The sequence below is a fragment of the Neptunomonas marina genome, from assembly GCF_004005935.1.
GTDB classification, from domain to species: domain Bacteria; phylum Pseudomonadota; class Gammaproteobacteria; order Pseudomonadales; family Balneatricaceae; genus Neptunomonas; species Neptunomonas marina.
In genome coordinates, this window is record NZ_SACQ01000001.1 from 813,522 (window position 1) to 831,958 (window position 18,437).

15 protein-coding genes are annotated in these 18,437 nt (G+C 51.0%); 4 read left to right on the forward strand and 11 right to left on the reverse strand.

What is annotated here, in order from left to right; genetic code table 11:
* Positions 1-38: 38 nt before the first annotated feature.
* The 9 genes from EOE65_RS03865 to rne form a co-directional block, all read right to left on the reverse strand.
* Entirely contained in the window at positions 39-1,019 is a 981-nt protein-coding gene (locus EOE65_RS03865; protein WP_127692969.1) for a GlxA family transcriptional regulator, read from the reverse strand.
* Positions 1,009-1,551: an isochorismatase family protein gene (locus EOE65_RS03870; protein WP_127692970.1), complete on the reverse strand. Its 543-nt coding sequence runs from the start codon at positions 1,549-1,551 to the stop codon at positions 1,009-1,011. The genes EOE65_RS03865 and EOE65_RS03870 overlap by 11 nt, the downstream gene beginning before the upstream one ends.
* Positions 1,552-1,907: 356 nt before the next feature.
* Positions 1,908-2,462, reverse strand: a complete 555-nt coding sequence (locus tag EOE65_RS03875) for a GbsR/MarR family transcriptional regulator (protein ID WP_127692971.1) — start codon at positions 2,460-2,462, stop codon at positions 1,908-1,910.
* Between the two features lie 150 nt (positions 2,463-2,612).
* Positions 2,613-3,818, reverse strand: a complete 1,206-nt coding sequence (locus tag EOE65_RS03880; RefSeq protein ID WP_127692972.1) for a hypothetical protein — start codon at positions 3,816-3,818, stop codon at positions 2,613-2,615.
* Complete coding sequence (locus EOE65_RS03885; RefSeq protein ID WP_127692973.1) at positions 3,819-4,616, reverse strand: outer membrane lipoprotein-sorting protein; 798 nt, start codon at positions 4,614-4,616, stop codon at positions 3,819-3,821.
* Positions 4,613-6,925: an efflux RND transporter permease subunit gene (locus EOE65_RS03890; RefSeq protein ID WP_127692974.1), complete on the reverse strand. Its 2,313-nt coding sequence runs from the start codon at positions 6,923-6,925 to the stop codon at positions 4,613-4,615. Before EOE65_RS03890 ends, EOE65_RS03885 begins: the two co-directional genes overlap by 4 nt.
* A gap of 54 nt (positions 6,926-6,979) precedes the next feature.
* Positions 6,980-7,732, reverse strand: coding sequence for a TetR/AcrR family transcriptional regulator (locus tag EOE65_RS03895; RefSeq protein ID WP_127692975.1), 753 nt, complete (start codon positions 7,730-7,732; stop codon positions 6,980-6,982).
* A 69-nt stretch (positions 7,733-7,801) separates the two neighbouring features.
* Positions 7,802-8,620: a posphoenolpyruvate synthetase regulatory kinase/phosphorylase PpsR gene (gene ppsR, locus EOE65_RS03900; protein ID WP_127692976.1), complete on the reverse strand. Its 819-nt coding sequence runs from the start codon at positions 8,618-8,620 to the stop codon at positions 7,802-7,804.
* Between the two features lie 96 nt (positions 8,621-8,716).
* Positions 8,717-11,500, reverse strand: a complete 2,784-nt coding sequence (gene rne, locus EOE65_RS03905) for a ribonuclease E (RefSeq protein WP_206052598.1) — start codon at positions 11,498-11,500, stop codon at positions 8,717-8,719.
* 460 nt (positions 11,501-11,960) lie between these two features.
* Here rne and rluC point away from each other — a divergent pair, with 460 nt between their 5' ends.
* The 4 genes from rluC (at position 11,961) to thrH (ending at position 15,823) form a co-directional block, all read left to right on the forward strand.
* Positions 11,961-12,962, forward strand: coding sequence for a 23S rRNA pseudouridine(955/2504/2580) synthase RluC (rluC, locus tag EOE65_RS03910; protein WP_127692977.1), 1,002 nt, complete (start codon positions 11,961-11,963; stop codon positions 12,960-12,962).
* Positions 12,959-14,050: a DNA-binding protein gene (locus EOE65_RS03915; protein ID WP_127692978.1), complete on the forward strand. Its 1,092-nt coding sequence runs from the start codon at positions 12,959-12,961 to the stop codon at positions 14,048-14,050. Before rluC ends, EOE65_RS03915 begins: the two co-directional genes overlap by 4 nt.
* Positions 14,051-14,149: 99 nt before the next feature.
* The gene (cysB, locus tag EOE65_RS03920; RefSeq protein ID WP_127692979.1) at positions 14,150-15,124 is read left to right on the forward strand and encodes an HTH-type transcriptional regulator CysB; all 975 of its coding nucleotides are present in this window, start codon (positions 14,150-14,152) and stop codon (positions 15,122-15,124) included.
* Positions 15,125-15,205: 81 nt separating this feature from the next.
* Positions 15,206-15,823 (forward strand): bifunctional phosphoserine phosphatase/homoserine phosphotransferase ThrH, encoded by a 618-nt coding sequence (thrH, locus tag EOE65_RS03925; protein WP_127692980.1) that lies wholly within the window; start codon positions 15,206-15,208, stop codon positions 15,821-15,823.
* Between the two features lie 20 nt (positions 15,824-15,843).
* Here thrH and radD read toward each other — a convergent pair whose 3' ends face one another.
* Both radD and EOE65_RS03935 read right to left on the reverse strand, forming a co-directional pair.
* Complete coding sequence (gene radD, locus EOE65_RS03930; protein ID WP_206052599.1) at positions 15,844-17,583, reverse strand: DNA repair helicase RadD; 1,740 nt, start codon at positions 17,581-17,583, stop codon at positions 15,844-15,846.
* The gene (locus EOE65_RS03935; protein ID WP_127692982.1) at positions 17,583-18,428 is read right to left on the reverse strand and encodes an endo alpha-1,4 polygalactosaminidase; all 846 of its coding nucleotides are present in this window, start codon (positions 18,426-18,428) and stop codon (positions 17,583-17,585) included. Before EOE65_RS03935 ends, radD begins: the two co-directional genes overlap by 1 nt.
* Positions 18,429-18,437 lie beyond the last annotated feature (9 nt).

Below are 18,437 nucleotides of genomic sequence, written 5' to 3' on the forward strand. Positions count from 1 at the left end.
GGCGGCTGACAGTCGCATAGCGACTTGTGTGCAGCGGCTCAGTGTGGGTTGTGATCCGCTTGGGTAAAGGCTTTGCGATAACTGCTGGGCGTGCCGTCCATCCATTGCTCCCACGCGCGGCGCAGGCTTCGTTCTGCTGCAAAACCGCAGCGCTCAGCGACAATATCCAGCGAAAAGCTAGTCTGCTCTAGCAACTGGCGGGCGAGCTCCACCCGGGCCTGTTGAAGGTATTGCTGTACGCTAAAGCCGGTAGCTTCGGTGAATAGGCGCCGCAGGTGCCGCTCACTGAGGTAAACCATCTCGGCGAGCTGAGCGATTTTCCAATCTTGCCCAGGAGCTTGCATAATCAAGTCTTGCACGGTGTGGATGCGCGATTGGGTATGGTTGCGGTGCTGTAGCCAAAAGCTGAGTTGTGGTTCGTTTCCTGAACGGCGTTGGTAAAGCACCATCTCTCTGGCAATGGTGAGCGCGCTGTTCTGGCCCCAATGCTCGGCGACCAGCTGTAAGCACAAGTCCAAACCGGTGGTAATACCTGCACTGGTCCAGATATGCCCATCAGCGATAAAGATACAGTCCTCCTGTACGAGCGCCTTAGGTGCAACCTGAGCCAGCGTACGAGTTAAATCGTGGTGTGTTGTGCAGCGTTTGCCATCCAATAGCCCCGCCTTACCTGCGAGCATCGTACCGGAGCAGATCCCAGCCAACAGACCGCATTGCATTCCAGCATCTGCTAACCAACTAATCGCTTGCTGATAAGCCGCCTCATGAAGGTGCCGATCAAGGCGGCTAGTACCAATCAGCAGCAACCAATCGTCTGGATGGACGGCTACAGGCAATGGCTCCAACCGCGCCAGATGTAGCCCTTGCTTCGAGCACACATCCGGCGTGGGCGAGATGTAATGCAGCTCTAGGGTGTCTTCTAGAGCTGGGTGGGCAAAAATTTGTGCTGGTGCTGCCAGATCAAGCAGATGAACTCTGGGCAACACCAACAGATAGATCCGACGCCGCTTAGTCTGCATACTCCTCTGTCCTGCGAATGGTTGCAAAGCGCTTATTCAACACCAGACACGTGCGCTGCTTAATCTCTTCAACACCGACCTCTTGCTGAGTGAAAGGGTCATGCATTGGAAAGGTGAGGGTGGCATCTACAACAAATTCAATCTCATATCCTAAGTCACTACCAACCCGTGCGGTGGTCTCACAGCACTGCTCGGTGCGAATCCCGCTGATGATCAGTTTAGTGATCTGCTGTGCCTGTAAGTGTTCGTGTAAGCCGCTTTCCAGTAATGCATTATGCACATGTTTATTAAACACCAGATCATCTGCTTGTTTATCAAGAAAGTCCATTAAACGGACGTAACCGGACGCCGGAGAGAAAACGCCACTCTCCTCGTTATGTAGTACAAAAATCACCTCCCATCCTTTCTGGCGAGCATGGCTGATAAGCTGGTTCTGCTTTGCTTGATATTGCGCGAAGTACGCTTCGTTCCAGTAATCCCGATGTTTAAAGGACTCTTGCACATCAATTACGAGTAATGCGGTAGTCGTCATCACCTGTTCCCTCTATCACTGATTAAGTTAGCGATAGTGTTCCAAAGATCAATACCGGAGATGAGATAGCTCTCGGTCTAAAATAGGACGGAAGCGGACATCAACGCCTTGGCTGGTTGCAACAGCGGTGTTTACTGAAAGAGAGGGCGAATAGTTTAGTAGAGCGTATATCGTTTATGCTGGGGATGTGGGAAGTGGTTGCCGCTTATTTAGTTTGCCGTAAGGTTCTTGATCGTTGTTTATGCCTTTAGGTTGAATGGGCCTCACTTGGTAAAACGATGAGTGTTAATAGGCAATATATACTTGGCTATACCGATTGATAAGGCATAGCCAAGTGGATCGGTGCGGCCTAACTACTAGCTCTTATCGCCTTTACCGAGCAGCTGTTCTTTAAGCGAGAGCACTTTGGTAACGCCTGCGCCCAGTTTCATGAGGGTGCGTAGTTTTTCAGGGTCCATCTGTTGTAGCTCGCCCGCCCACTCAGTCACGCTTTCGAGTAGATCATGGATCTCTTGCATACGCTCTTGGGCGTAAGACTCTGCGGCGTCTTTAGGTGGGGTGTCGAGTGCACCGCGCAACAGTTGCAGAGTTGGGTCTACCTCGCGTTTGCGGCGCTCTTCAAATACTGTGCTGGCCATCTCCCAGATGGAGCCTTTTGGCGAGAAGTACTCTTTGCGGTCGCCGGGGATGTGGTGTTGTTGGATGAGCTGCCAAGATTGGAGCTCTTTAATGCCCATACTGACATTGCCGCGTGAAACACTGAGTGCTTCAGAGATCTGGTTGGCGTTTAGTGGCTCAGGGCTGATGACCATTAGGGCGTACATCTGGCCAACGGTGCGGTTGAAGCCCCAGCGGCTACCCATTTCACCGAAATGAAAAACAAAAGCTTCAAGTTGAGGCGTCAATTCCATCGTCAAGATCTTACTTATGATTAAATGTAAGTTTCTGAAGATTCTAACACAACTAATTGGGAATCATGTTGATAGGGAGCAAAGAAAAGGCCCGTTAGATGTCGTAACGGGCCTTTTGTTAGTGTGTTTTTAGATGTGAAACCAGCGGCATTAGAAGTAGCGCTCAATAGTTAGCTGTATGTGGCTATCATCATTGAAGGCGGTTAATGGGTCGCGGGTGTCGTTGGCATCAAAGTAGCGTAAGTCCAGGCTGACTTTCCACTGTGCGCCCAGCCGTCGACTCGCTTCGATTTGGAAGGTGGTGCTGTCGTAGTCCAGATCATAGATGATACCGGCAAGCAGTTCGCTGCTTTGTGCATCGTTCAGGGTGAGGCGTGCACCCAAAGAGAGATCGTTTTGGAATGGGCTGGTGGCATCGGTGCCGCGCTCATCCCAACCGTATTCGAGCAGTACCCCGAGGTCGGCGTCAGACTCGTTGATGCCATAAAAGGTGTACTCAAATCCCGCTTGGGTGGCCCAGTAGTCCTCGCGGTCGGTGTCGCGCCATAGAACTTCAGCTTTCCAAAGCCAGCTATCTAGCGTTGCTTGCAGATCAACGCCAAATTGTGTCATCTGCTCGTAGTAGGGCACGAGCACGGTTTGGCCGTTGATGACTCGCGGCGAGAGAATCGGGTCGCGGTTGGTGCCGTGGAAAACGTGCGCGCCGATATCATAAGCGTCAATGGTATGGCTCCAGCGCACAGCAACATCTGTATGATGATCACCGGCACCTGACTCATATTCCGCTTCATTCGTTGCGACCACCAATGGCCCTCTTAGGCGGCCATCTGCGCCGGCGAAGGTGCGCTCTCTAAAGCCCGGAAGCAGGTAAAGATCAACGATACCCCAATCGCGTACCAACGAAAGGTTGATCATCGGTTGGCCGAGCTTCTCTTCGTTATCGATATCCTCAACACCATCGGTTTGGTTGATCACATCCACAAGATGCTGGAACTCCGTGACGCCCCAAAACACCTTTCTTAAACCGGCACGCAGTTCCCAATCGCCTTGGTAGTAGGTCCAACTCAGCTCGCGAATATCAGCGTGGGTGCGCTCGTCATCGTGCTGATCAAGGCGCAAAAAAGGCTTGAAGTAGAAGGTGTGGTTGCGGTCGTCAGTTTCCCAGTAGAGATCCGGCTCGATCGTAACTGAGAGGTTGCTGTTTTGGCTCTGCTCGGGGTAGGCGCCATCATCAAAGAAGGCGCGCCCCTCAAGTGTCACCTTGCCGGTGGCATCCATTTCAAGCGCGTAGGCAGAACCCGCTAGCGCGGTGCAAAAGCACAGCGCAGCGAGACGTTTAGGCGTAGATCGTTCCATTTATCGTGCTCTTTTTAGCGTGTTCTTATTGAAATCACTATCGCTTAGGCCTGTTTTAAACTGGTAGTTGTTCCACTTTAGATCGGTGCTTTTGTTTGTTTGGTGGTTCACCATCTTCATCAGGTCAGCGCGCCAGTATTTATCAAGGTACTGCTGATAATCATGGTAGGTCAAAGTTTTGAGTAGCGCATCTTTACGATCGTAGAAGACTGCTTTCTGCAGGCGGTACTCTGATTGATCAATCCAGACCACACGGCGGGTGTAGCCTGAGTATTTATCAACGGGATACTGCTCTACCACGAAGCAGGTATCATCGCCGCACGCTTCATCTTTGATGTACTTATAGGTGTATTTCTCGATCTCGAAGGATGCGAGGTCTTCATAAGAGAACTCGGAACCCATAAATGGCCCCGACTTATTGCGCGATGCAATACGCTTCACTCGCTTGAGCGCGGGCAAGTAGAGCCATTGGTCATCGGCGCCGACGGGGTGGGAGAAGCTCAGAAATGCGGTACCTTTTACATCCAGCGGCTTATCGAAAATGCTGAGGCTTTTGTCGCCGTCGTTATCGACTTCAAGGGATTTGAGGCGAATTTCGCGGATACTCTCTTCGCCTTGGCTGTTGCGCAGGACCATGAGCATGTCGGCCTGCATATCCCCCCAGCCCTCGTCACGTGCTTTTGATTCTTTCGAGATCGTTAGACCTTTTTCAGCTTGTGCGTCTGTTTGTGCCATCAATGGCGTTGCAACGAGAAGGGTAGCCATCAACGTTGATAGAGATGTCATAGCTAAGTTCATGCGTTTGCTCCAGAGTTTTGTTTGTTGCGGCTGCCTTTATCCAGCAGCATTAGCAGCGGTGGGAGGAATAGGAAGTCAACGATTAGCGCGATAAAGATAGTGATGGCGGTAAGTAAGCCCATATCCGCGTTCACTTTAAAGCTGGATTGTGCCAGTACCATAAAGCCAAAGACGAGCACCAGTGTGGTAATCCAAAGCGCGCGACCAACGCTCGCAAAAGCGTAGCGCACCGCCTCGACAGGGTCTTTGCCACGGTGAGTTTGGGCATAGCGATACTTGCTCAGGAAGTGCACGGTATCATCAACCACAATACCCAGCGTCATGCCCGCCACAACCGAGAGCGCTAGGCCGACTTGGCCGTCGATAAAGTACCAAAGGCCAAAACCCATCGCCGCAGGTGCAAGGTTTGGCAGCAGGCTGATGAAGCCATAGCGCACCGATTTGAGTGCGACACCCAGCAGCGCTGAAATCAGGATCAGCGCTAGGGTAATACCCCAGAGCATACTTTCGATGTTGCGCTTACCGATGTGAGCGAACATTAAACTTGGGCTGGCCACATGGACTTGGTACTGGGGAGCGTTCTCGTCAAACCAATCATAGATACGCTCTTCTAGCAAGATCTGGTCGTTACTGGTGATGTTCTCGAAGGTACCCACGATACGCAGGGATGATTTATCAACGTTCAACTGGTTGTTGAGGTCGAGGCCATAGGGCAGCGACATTTCGTACAACAGCAGGTATTGGGCAGATAACTCCCGTGACTCTGGCAGGCGGTAGTAAGACTCATCATCGCCATGCATGTTTTTATTTAGGCGTTTGATGGTGTCGGTCAGCGTGTTGACGTGATCAGTTTCAGGTTGTTGACGTAGCCACTCGCTAAACGCTTCCGTGGCATGCAAAAATTCGGGTTCATTAATGGCACTGGATGCGCCCGCATCAATGGAGATCTCCATAGTAGTCATCCCCGACAGATTATCTTGCATGTAATCTGTCGCTTGGCGGAATGGCACAGACGTATCGAAGTATTTTACGAAGTCGTCATTTAGCTCATTTTGAGGCACAAACAGTAACAAGCCGATGATGACAGCAGCCATACTCGGGAGCAAAACTTTACGCTTGCTGATAACAAAATCTGCGAGGTAATCCAGCTTGTCCGAATGCCCCTCTTCACGTTGTTTAACCTTCATGGGTAGCAACATCAGTAGGGCTGGGAAAAGCGTGATGGAGAGTACAAAGGCGATCATTACGCCGCTGGCTACCATATTACCGAGGTCGCGGAATGGCGGTGAGTCTGAGAAGTTCATGCTCAAGAAGCCGATAGCGGTTGTGATACTGGTGAGGAAGATGGGCCCAAAGTTGATACGCAAGCTGGTTTCCAGTGCGTTCTTTTTCGTCGCTCCGTGGCGCATTTCGTAAAAACAGGTGGTTAGGATATGAACACAATCTGCCACCGCAAGGGTAAGAACCATGGTTGGCACGCTTGCCGTGGCACCAGTTAAGAAGATGCCTCCCCATCCTGCAAGCCCCATCGTTGCGGCAATGGTTGTGATAATGATTACAACGGTCGCTAATGTGCCGCTGATTGTTTTCAATAGAAATATCATACTCAGTACCACCATGGCGAACATGAGTGGAATGAGTGTCATTGCATCGTTCTGAGATGATTGAGCGAACGTATTGTTCATCACCACCATGCCTGATAGGCGCAGTTCCAAATCAGGGTTGGCGGATACGAAAGCATCGCGTACCTCATACACTTTGCTCATAATCTCGGGTAGCTCTTCAACAGGATTGACGCCTGGGAGTTGTACAGTCACATTGACGATAGTGACGCTGCCGTCGGGCGATACAATCTTATTGACCAGCAATGGCTCCTTGGTAGCGACCGCTTTAAGTTTTGCCATATCGGCATTGGGCAGGTCTTCGGTTTCTAGCACCAAATCCTCAACAATTAAGTCATCCTCCTCGGCGACGGTATGTTGATAATTGGTGATTGAGTCAACTCGGTTCGAGTAGGGAATCTGCCAAGCGCTTTCGGTTAAGCTATGGATTGCGGCAAGGTGCTCTGGAGTGAAAAGGTCGCCTGATTTGGCAGACACAACAAATGCGACGTTATCGCTTTTGCTGTAAACCTTTTGCATCGACTCGAAAGCCGTTAGTTGCGGGTTCTCCTCACTAAAGAACACGCGGTAGTCACTCTTGAACACCAAATTTTTCCCTCCCGCTGCGGCAGCAACGATCAGCAATAAGCTGAAAAGAGAGACGATAATGGGGTGGTTGAGTGCAAAGTGATAGATGCGCTCCCTCATAAAAATCTCCATTGATTCATCCTGCTTGGGTGCTCGGCAAGGATGAGCTATCGGTTAAATTGCCAAAACCACGCCCATTTGGGCCAGTTGTTGGATCTCGGTTTGAAAAATATCGGTCTTAATGCGTTCGATCAGTGCTGACCAGTCATGCTGGTCGGAGCGGGGGGAGAAGTTGAGACCATCGAGCAGAATATGCATGCCGTTCATGGTTTCCTCTTCGATCAACATACCTTGTCGTGCACTGCAGCGGTCAGTATCCGCATTGAGCAGTGCATTGGTCCCAAAAGACTGGCTCCAGCAAATGAACGTAATCTGTTGTAGGGTCAATGGGATTGGTGGGTTGAGTTCGCCGCGCTCTTGGGCGCTTGCAAAGATCTCTACCGCAGGTTTGATCAATCTGCCCTCTAACTCTAAATGTTCATTTTGCCGCGCGACTGATGCTTTTTCTGTGACACTATCCGTTTTTGCTGTGAGGACCAGCATGAACTGCGTCGGGCTTAACTTGGCGTAGAGCATGTAAGCGAAAAACATGCAAAGGGCGCGTTCGCGTGGAATGCCATCGAAGGTGGCGGCCCGGTCAAACATCTCCGCCAATATCTTCATGCCGCGGTTACAAAGTGCTAGCAGAAGGTCCTCTTTGCCGGAGAAGTGGTTGTAAACCGTGCCTTTTGAGTAGGGTAGCGCTTTGACCAACTTATCCATGGTGAGCGCCGCGATGCCCTCTTGGCTAATGAAATTGAGTGCGCATTCGAGAATATCGTTCTCGCGTTGGTCGAAAGCGTCTGCGTCGAGTGTTCTTGGTGACATAGGTTCTTGATGCTATAAATGACGATTCGTCAAAAATAGTTCAAAAAAAGGGCTGGGTAAAGCCCTTAATTAACTAATACGGCGTTTTAGGCCTCGATCAGCCATGATGCGCGTTGAGATCTCTTCGATTGAGAAGGTCGTGGTATTGATAAAGTCGATACCTTGTTTTTTCAGCATGCGCTCAACAAAGCGGACCTCGGCGTCACATTGATCTAGCGATGCATAGCGGCTGTTAGGGCGGCGCTCATGGCGAATCGCTGCGAGTTGGAAAGGATCAATTGTCAGGCCGTAGAGCTTATCTTCATAGGGCTTAAGGCAATCGGGAAGCGATTCCTTCTCAAGATCCTCTTCGGTAAGGGGGTAGTTTGCTGCCTTGATACCGAACTGGAGCGCCATGTACAGGCACGTTGGCGTTTTACCGCAGCGCGATACGCCCACTAAAATGATATCCGCCTGATCGTACTGTTTCGTGCGAGCCCCGTCGTCGTTGTCGATAGCGAAGTTAACGGAATCGATCCGCTCTTTATAGCGTGTTGCCTCGACAATGCCATGGGATTTGCCCACGGAATAGGAGGAGTCAACGCCGAACTCGCGCTCCATCGGTTTAATAAATGTAGAGAAGATATCGATCTTAAGAGCATCAGTGTTACTTAAAACCTGTCTAATCTCTTCGTTGACGATGGTGTCGATCAGAATAGGGCGCTCGCCGTCTTCGTGGTGGGCGGCTGAAATATCTGCAGCCACTTTTTCCGCTTTTTCTACGGTGTCGATGTAGGGCAGCGTGACTTTTTCAAATTCGATATTTTCAAACTGCGCGAGAAGGCTGTTGCCTAACGCTTCGGCGGTGATGCCGGTGCCATCGGAGATAAAGAATGCTTTACGCGTCATAGAGTGGTCACTCCATCCAGATACACGTGGGTTGGAAGAGTCTAAAAACGGAGAAGCCCAGCCAAGCAGCGAGTGCTTGGCTGGGTGTGAACGAGCTTACTGCGCCGAGTCTTGCTCTTGGCGACGCTTCTCGCGTGGGTCGTTTGCTGCACGGCGGCTGCGACGGCGACGGCGAGGCGCTTCTTCGGTCGCTTCAGCTTGAGCATCATCCGCTTCGGCTTGCTCTACTGATTCCGCTGGCGCTTCTGTCTCAGTTGCCTCAGTAGCGGGTTGCTCCTCGGCAGCTTCAGCAGGTGCGGCGGCTTCCGTTGCTGGCTGAGGCTCAGGTTGCGCCTGCGCAACTGCATCAGTTGAGGCTTGCGTCTCTTCTGCAGCAGGTTCTGGTGCAGCGTCCGTTGCTGTCTGCGTTTCTGCTTGCTCGGCAGTATCAGCGTCGTTTTCAGCAGCTTCTGGCTGCGGCTCAGCTTCGGCTGTCGTTTGCTCCGCTGCCTGCGGCGCAGCATCCGCAGCTTTAGACTCAGCTGTATCTTCAGTCACGACCTCATTAGTCGGTACTGCCTCTGCAGCAACTGGCGCTGGCTCTGCTTGAGCAGTTGTTTCTTGAACTGGTGCTTCAGGGGCGGAATCTGCCGGCTTAGGCTCAGCTTTCGTAACGTCTTTCTGCTCTTGCTTCTGCTCAGGCTTTGACTCTGGCGTTGTGTTGTCAGCTTTGCTCTCGATTAGCGCATCAGAATCAGCTACCAATGTACGTTTTGCGCTACGCTCGCCGTTTCTGCGGCGACGACCACGTTGGCGGCTGCGCGGCTTCTCGGCCTGCTTTTCTTCATCGCGGTTCGAGGACTCTTGCGTCTGCTCTTCGCTTGCCTTTTGCGTCTGTGCATCGTCGTTAGACTTATTACGAGTGCGGCGACGGCGGCGTTTGTTTGGCTTCTCTTCGCTTTGGTTATCTCCAGTACCAACGGCCTGAGGCGCTTCCTCAGAGGTAACGGTGATCACCTCATCTTGCGAGCGAGATGAGCGGCGGCGATCGTTGTTGTCACGCGAACCGTTGTTGCGGCGGCTCTTATTTCGACCACGGCGGTTGTCGTTACGGCCATTGCGCTCGTTACGCTGAGGCTTTTGCTCCTCTTGTGCAGGTTCTTCTTTCTCAGCGGCAGCACCACCACTGAAGAAGAGGCTTAGTGCCGAGAAAATACGGCTGAGTAGGCCTTCTGGCTTACCTGCATCGGTAGCAGCGACCGGAGCAGGCTCTGCTGGCGTTTCGGCTTGGACAGGCGCAGGCGCTTTCGGTGATACGCCTTTAACTGCGGCAACTTCGCGTGGCTTTGGTTTACTTGCTTGGATCTCTTCAGGCTCTGATTCTGGCTCAGGCTGCAGCGTGTAGCTTGCGTCATTGGTTGTGGTGATCGTGTGGTCATCACGCAGGCGTACAACCTCGTAGTGAGGTGTTTCCATGTTTGGATTTGGCACAATCACAACACGGACATTGTGGCGTAGCTCGATCTCATGCACGCCGCTACGTTTCTCGTTAAGCAAGAACGTTGCAACGGTAACGGGCAATATGGCACGAATTTGCGCAGTGCGATCTTTCGCTGATTCCTCTTCGATCAAACGCATGATTGAGAGCGCGAGGGATTCAGTATCACGAATGCTGCCTTGGCCATTACAGCGCGGACATACAGAGCCGCGAGATTCTGTTAGCGATGGACGTAAGCGTTGGCGTGACATTTCGAGCAGGCCAAAGCGTGAGATGCGGCCCATCTGTACGCGGGCACGGTCTAGCTTCAGCGAGCTCATCAGGCGGTCTTCGACTGCGCGCTGATTCTTGATTGGGCTCATATCGATGAAGTCGATAACCACCAGACCACCGATATCGCGCAAACGCAATTGGCGCGCGATCTCTTCTGCGGCTTCAAGGTTGGTCTGCAACGCGGTCTCTTCGATATCGCCGCCACGGGTTGCGCGAGCGGAGTTGATATCAATGGATACCAGTGCTTCAGTAGGGTCGATAACAATCGAGCCACCGGATGGCAGCTTAACTTCACGCTCGAAGGCCGTTTCGATCTGGCTTTCGATCTGGAAACGGTTGAATAGCGGAGTTTGTTCTTTGTAGAGCTTCAGCTTGCTCTCGTACGTTGGCATAACCTGCTGGACGAAACCAAGCGCCTGGTTATAGACCTCTTCATGGTCGATCAGTACTTCGCCAATATCAGCACGCAGGTAGTCGCGAATCGCGCGGATCACAACGTTACTTTCTTGGTAGATCAGGAAAGGTGCTGGTTTATCGCTAGATTCTTTGATCGCGTCCCAAAGCGTTTTTAGGTAGTCCAAATCCCACTGTAGCTCTTGGCCAGAACGGCCAACACCGGCTGTACGCACGATGATGCCCATACGGTCAGGTACTTCTACGCTATCCAGTGCTGCCTTAAGCTGATTACGCTCTTCACCTTCGATACGGCGGGAGATACCACCGGCACGTGGGTTGTTAGGCATCAACACGAGGTAGCGGCCTGCCAGGCTGACAAAGGTGGTTAGTGCAGCGCCTTTATTGCCGCGCTCCTCTTTATCGACCTGTACGATCACTTCCGTGCCTTCTTTGATAACATCTTTGATGCTTGGGCGGCTGCCGCGATCAGGCTGTTTGTGGAAGTATTCGCGTGAGATCTCTTTAAGTGGCAGGAAACCGTGACGCTCTGCACCGTAATCAACGAATGCCGCTTCAAGGCTAGGCTCTACGCGGGTAATTTTACCTTTGTAGATGTTCGCTTTTTTCTGTTCGCGGCTTTGGGATTCGATATCAAGATCATAGAGGCGCTGGCCATCTACAAGTGCAACACGCAACTCTTCAGGTTGAGTTGCGTTGATTAGCATTCTTTTCATTTTGAATGGGGTCTCAGTCTACAGAAAGTGCTTGCTACCCAATCAAAAGCCCCGGTGATTTTGTTACACGGTCAGTTTTTTGATGCGAATTAACAAGTGCCAGACGCTATAGATGATAGCGACTGCGCATGAATGCATACACAGTGGAGGAATCTAACAGCCAATGTTCTTCTTCTAAGTGATTGTAACTGCACGCGATTATTCTTGAGCGCAGGTTCTAGGCTGTAGCACATCTCCACCTCCAACATGACCCGGCAGAGTATGGTGGGGTAGGCACTTTCAAAATTTATTCATTTTCATCGAACCGCTGTGTGGCATGATCGGTGGAGCGACAATTCGGAGTTTCTCACGACGGCTCAACACCCGTTTTTTCTGCAAATAGCTAGAGCCAACGGTCAACAGCGGCGCTACAATGTAGCAGCTACGCATTATAGCATCAACTGGGAACATAGCTCGTTAAATGTCAGATAAACACGAAAATACTCAATCTGTTGAAAATCAAAAGGTTCGATTTGTTGAAGTGGATGAAGATCAGTCCGGTCAACGTATCGATAACTTTCTTCGTACCCAGTTAAAGGGTGTGCCAAAAAGCATGATCTACCGCATCTTGCGAAAGGGTGAAGTGCGCGTAAACAAAAAACGCATTAAACCCGATGGGCGCGTGCAAGGAGGCGATATAGTGCGTATCCCGCCGATACGTACCGCTCAAGTCACCGAAAAACCTGTTGCGAGCCAAGGCTTGCTTAATGAGCTAGAGAGCAGTGTTCTTTATGAATCTAAGGCGCTCATGATCATTAATAAGCCATCGGGTTTGGCGGTACATGGTGGCAGTGGTATCGGACTGGGTTTGATTGAAGCGATTCGTCAAATGCGTCCGGATGAGCGTTTCTTGGAGCTTGTGCATCGCCTCGACCGCGATACGTCGGGTTGCATAATGATTGCTAAAAAGCGCTCCATGCTGCGCTTTTTGCACGAGGGTCTGCGTAACAAGACGATCAACAAAATTTACCATGCATTGGTCGTTGGGCGCTGGGAGTCGCGTCATAACCACATGGATGCGCCGCTACTAAAAAATGAACTCAAATCGGGTGAGCGTATCGTAAAGGTGCATGCTGAAGGTAAGCCTTCGGTAACGCGCTTTAAAGTGCTACGCCGCTTTGCTGCACAAGCAACGCTTGTGGAGGCTCGTCCTGTAACGGGTCGTACGCATCAGATTCGTGTGCACAGCCAGTTTGCTGGCAACCCAATCATCGGCGATGACAAGTATGGGGTTGAAGCGGTTAATAAGGCGATGAAGGTCAAAGGCGTGCGTCGTTTGTTTTTGCACGCAGCTGAGCTGAATTTGACGCTGCCTGATGGCGAGCGTTTGCGTGTGACGGCGCCATTAAGTGATGAGTTAAGCGCTGCGTTGAGTGGTTTAGCGAGTAGTACTGAGACGGGATCCTCAGAGGTAGATAAATGAAGAAACAACAGATTTTTGATTGTGCTGACTCTATTCTCCGCTCGGGTGAGTTACCCAGCGTTGAGAGCGTAGCAAAGCGTTGTGGAATGGAAACAGATGAGGTTGTGATCGATTTTGCTGCATGGCAGAGTGCGCTGCCCACGCGAGTGCGGATGAGTGATCAGGATGATGGTATGTCACCCGGTGTCCCAGAGGTGATTACAGTTGCTGTTAGTCATATTTGGCAGCAGGCCGTGGACGAGGCGCGCCATCATTTTGAACGCAGTGAGCGGGAGGTCGGCGTCCATGAAGAGGAGAGCCGCAGAATATCGGATGACACCCTCAATGAGGTGCAGCAGCGCCGCCAAGAGTTAGAGAATCGTTTACGTGAACAGGGTGCTCGTTTAGATGAGTTAACCACGCAAAACAAAGCACTTGAGGCTGAGGTTTCGGTATTAAAAGCAGGTATCGCTAGCGAAACTACGATGCTGAAGCAGGAGGAGCAGATTCGTTCCAACTTAGAGCATGAATTAAATCACCTGCGCAAAACACACGAAGATACCAAGCGCACCTTTGATCAGCGTATCAAGGATGAGCAAAGACATACGCTCGAGGCGGTGAGTAAAGCGGAGGTGGATGTCCGCTACTATAAAAATGCGCTGGAGAAGCTGCGCGACGAGGTGGGCAAAAAAGAGTCTGCCCTAACCAAAGACATTCATGATTTGAAGGGTGAAATCGCTAAACGTGACGTTAAGCTAGAAACGCAGGTCACCCAGCTACGTAGTCAAGAGGATGAGCTGAAGCAGTTCAAGCATGACGCCGGTAATCAGAGTCGAGAGCTTGCCAAGGTAAACGCCTCATTATTGAGCGAAACCAACAAAACTAAGCGGCTTCAAGATCGTATTCAGGAGCTTGAAACCGAGATCAAGCGTCTTAATCAGAAGTACTTGCATGCGACCAGCGATTGGAGCCGCCGCGAGAACGTGATTCGCAACAGTTTGAAGGATAAAGACGACGAGCTTATTCGTGCTCAGGCGCGTGCCAGTAGTCTTGAAAAGCGAATTATTGGTCAGGATGAAGAGATTCGGCGCCTCAATGCCAAGATATAACAGCATTTGTATTTGGTCGGTTTTTTTATTCTTTACAGTTATATAATACCCTGTATTATGCAATGTTATTGATATCGGTTAAACAGGTAAGGTATTGCTATGAAGCTCCAGCAGCTGCGCTACATTTGGGAAGTTGCGCGCCATGATTTGAACGTGTCTGCCACCGCGCAAAGTTTATATACCTCACAGCCTGGTATCAGTAAGCAAATCCGGCTGCTAGAAGATGAGCTCGGCGTAGAGGTGTTTGCACGTAGTGGCAAGCACCTAACGCGAGTTACACCCGCCGGGGAATCTATACTTGAGATCGCGGGTGAAATTCTGCAAAAGGTCGAGAGTATCAAGCAGGTGGCGCAAGAGTTTAGCGATGAGAAAATTGGTAGCTTAGATGTTGCCACTACGCATACGCAAGCTCGCTATGCTTTGCCGCCTACGATAACGTCCTTTATGAAAGCTTATCCCGATGTTTCTCTGCATATGCACCAAGGTACGCCGACTCAGATATCGGAGATGGCTGCAAATGGTACCGCGGACTTTGCGATTGCAACCGAGGCGATCTCGCACTTTAGCGATCTGATCATGATGCCATGCTACCGCTGGAATCGATCTGTTGTTGTGCCAAAAGCCCATCCGCTTGCGCAAATTTCTAAGCTCACACTCCAAGATATCGCAGAACACCCAATTGTGACGTATGTTTTTGGTTTCACAGGCCGCTCTAAGCTTGATGATGCGTTCAACCGTGAGGGGCTAGAGCCTAAAGTGGTCTTCACGGCTGTGGATTCGGATGTGATTAAGTCTTATGTTCGGTTAGGTCTTGGTGTTGGTATTGTCGCGACAATGGCATATGACCAAGAGTTGGATAAAGATCTCGTGTGTTTGGATGCTAGCCACCTATTTGAAGAAAGCACTACGCGTATTGGGTTCAGGAAGGGCACCTTCCTGCGTGGTTACATGTACGATTTTATTCAAAAGTTTGCGCCCCATCTGACGCCAGAGGTGGTTAAGCAGGTGCAGGCGTGTAGTAATCGTCACGAGATCGACGCGCTATTCGCCAACCAGGAATTGCCGTTCCACTAAACCCGACGAATGCTGCATTGCATCGTTCCGTTTATCGCGCTAAATTGCCAGCTCTTTTTGAACAGCTAATAGGAGTAGCTTGTGGAGCTGGCGTGTCTTGACCTTGAAGGTGTACTTATTCCCGAAATCTGGATCGCTTTTGCGGAAGAAACAGGGATTGAAGAGCTAAAAGCAACAACCCGTGATATTCCCGATTATGACGTTCTGATGAAGCAGCGCTTGTGTATTCTAGATGAGCACGGCCTCACATTGCCGCAGATTCAAGATACGATCAGTCGCTTGTCTCCGCTAGAAGGTGCACGCGAGTTTATCGATTGGCTGCGTGAGCGTTTCCAGGTTGTTATTCTATCGGATACCTTTTACGAATTTGCTGCGCCGCTGATGAAGCAATTGGGCTACCCAACACTGCTTTGCCATAAGCTTGAAGTTGATGAGAATGGTCGTATCACAGACTACACGCTGCGCCAGCGTGATCCGAAGCGCCAATCTGTGCGCGCGTTCCAGTTGTTGAACTATCGCGTTATTGCTGCGGGTGATTCCTACAACGATACCACCATGTTGACGCAAGCTGAGTCGGGTATTTTGTTCCACTCGCCGCAAAATGTGATCGATGAGTTCCCTCAGTTTCCTGCTGTCCACACCTTTGAAGATCTGAAGAAAGAGTTCTTAAAGGCAAGCAACCGTTCGCTGTCGCTGTAATTTAGCGCTTAGAAAAAGCGCTACTGCTGGTTAGCTTTGCGGTAGCGCCCTTCATAATCGAATATATGTTCGGTTACCTTCATGTACTTTCCCTGTTTTCGTGCGATAACAAAATCAGGGCTCACCAGTACGTGCTCAAAACGTAACGCCTCTTCACACGATTTAAACTGCAATGGCTGAGTGCCTTGTGCGACCCGTTGTCCGTAAAGGCTATTGAACCGCTCTAAGCTGCCGGGATTGTCGAACCAGAAGGTTTCTTTCAGGCTTTCGCCTTGCTCACCGCGGTAGGTGACGACGAGCTTTTGATCCTGCTGTTGTAATGATAACCCGGCGCAGCGCAAAACTTGGGCGTCTTTTAAGCTCAAGGCGCGCTTTAGTTGATCATCAGGATCCACCAGTAGGTGCCCACATTGGTGGCACTGGCGGCCAGCAATATCGTTTTCGGCATTACACTGCGGGCAGGATTTAAATCTAAAGCGAAACTCGCAGCGCTCTGGCCCTGCGTCGGTTTCGGTAATGCGTTGACAGCGGCGGCCATAATGCTCAACAAGATCACCGTCAGCGTCGAGCTTCCCCCAAAAGAGGTTCGGATGTTCGCATAGCGGGCAAAATACCTGAACGGGCTGGGCATCTTTGTGGGGTTTTGGTTCGCCCACTTCCGGGCGGAAGAGGTCAATCTGGTTGCCGGTGTAATCGACGATGAGGCAATCGTTTTTATTGGGGTTTAGACGCAGGCCGCGGCCTATAATTTGCTGATAGAGACTGACCGACTCAGTGGGTCTTAGGATGGCGATAAGATCCACATGAGGCGCATCAAAGCCGGTTGTTAGAACGGAGACATTGACGAGGTACTTTAACTCCCGCGCTTTAAAACGCGTGATGTTTGCTTGGCGAATATCTGTCGGTGTATCGCCGGTGACAACAGCGGCTATCTCCTGCGGAAGGTAGCCTAAGATCTCGTGCGCATGTTCAATCGTAGCAGCAAAGATCATCACGCCGGCTCGATCATCAGCTAAGGTAACAAGCTGTTCAATAATCGCTTTAGTGACCCGTTTGTGGCGTCCCAGCAGCTCATTTAGCGGCTTCTCGGCATAGTGGCCATCACTATTTGGGGTCAGTGATGAAAAGTCATAGTGAGCTGTGGTCGCATCAACCAAGCGTGGTGGCGTAAGGTAGCCTTTCTTGATTAGGTAGCGCAGCGGTAGTTCGTAAATGCAGTACCCAAATGGGGGGCTCTCGACAGTGCGTGCGTAACCGCGATGGTGATACTGGTATATCCAGCCGCTACCTAAACGGTAAGGGGTTGCGGTTAGGCCGAGTAAGCGCAGGTTTGGATTGCTCGCCTTTAAGTGAGCCACTGTCTTGAGGTACTGGCTATCATCATCGTTGCTAATCCGATGGCACTCATCAACGATAACGATACTAAAGGGTTGCGTGAAGCGATCGAGATTGCGTGCGACTGACTGGATGCTCGCAAAGATAACCTTCTCTTGCGTATCTTTGCGCTTTAAACCGGCTGAAAAGATCCCTGCTTGCTCGCCCAGAGCGCTGAACTTCTCATGGTTTTGCTCAACGAGCTCTTTAACGTGCGTGAGTACCAGCACTCGGCCCTTTGCTAAACGGGCGAGCTCTGCGATCACAAGGCTTTTGCCTGCTCCGGTCGGAAGTACTATAACCGCGGGGTCTGGGCGTTTCCTAAAGTGAGCTAAAGTCGCAGCAACCGCATCCTTTTGGTAGCTGCGCAGGGTGTATCCAGCCATCAGAGCGTGCAGCTATCTCGGTAGCTATCGTTCAATTCAAGTGGAAGAATCAGCGTTTGAAACTGCAGTGCATTTGCGGATGCGCAAAGCAAGTTGCGCTCGGTGGTATTTTGTTTGTACTTGGCGCTGTACTCTGCGTTGAACACGGGTTTACCTTGAGCAATAAATACGCTCAGTGCTTCGCATTCATTGTATTCAAAACACTGCTCGTTTACCGTGAAGTCAAAGAGGTCAACCAGTTGAGCCGCGTTCTCGCTGTTGTTCTTGAGTCCAATCGCTAGGTCGCGTGCGTGGGCTTGCTCAGCCAGAAAGCGATGGTACTCGATCTGGTCGGCGCGGCTGATCGGAAAGCCAGGATCATTTAAATAGGCATCAGTGTTATCGGGCTCAACCCCGTCACAGCCTTTGCTCTTCGCAAGATCAAGGCGTGCTAGCATCAGCTGATGCACCTCGCTTGAGCGAATATCCAACCAGCGTTCGCGGTCCCATTCAGGCAGTGCACTGCCGATGGCTGCTTCAGGGAAGAGGGCTGCATCCTCACGCCATGCTTCATGGCTGCCCGCCGAGAAGTAACAGATCACTTTTTTTCCAGCAACTTGTAGTGCTGCAATCTGCTCGCTTGAGGTATTGAAGAGGTCAACATCGTAAAGCTCGACGGAGTAATCTGTATTGATGTCGCCCAGCAATTGCCAATGCCAAGAGGTATTGATGCTTGGCTGATACCAGGTTTTGACGACCGTAGTGCTCTCACTTCCGCCACCGCCGCCCCCGCAGCCGGTTAAGATCAGGCTTGTGGTGCAGACAATCAGCAAGAGAGGTGTCAGCGATTTTGGAAGGCGCAGCATAGATTGGGT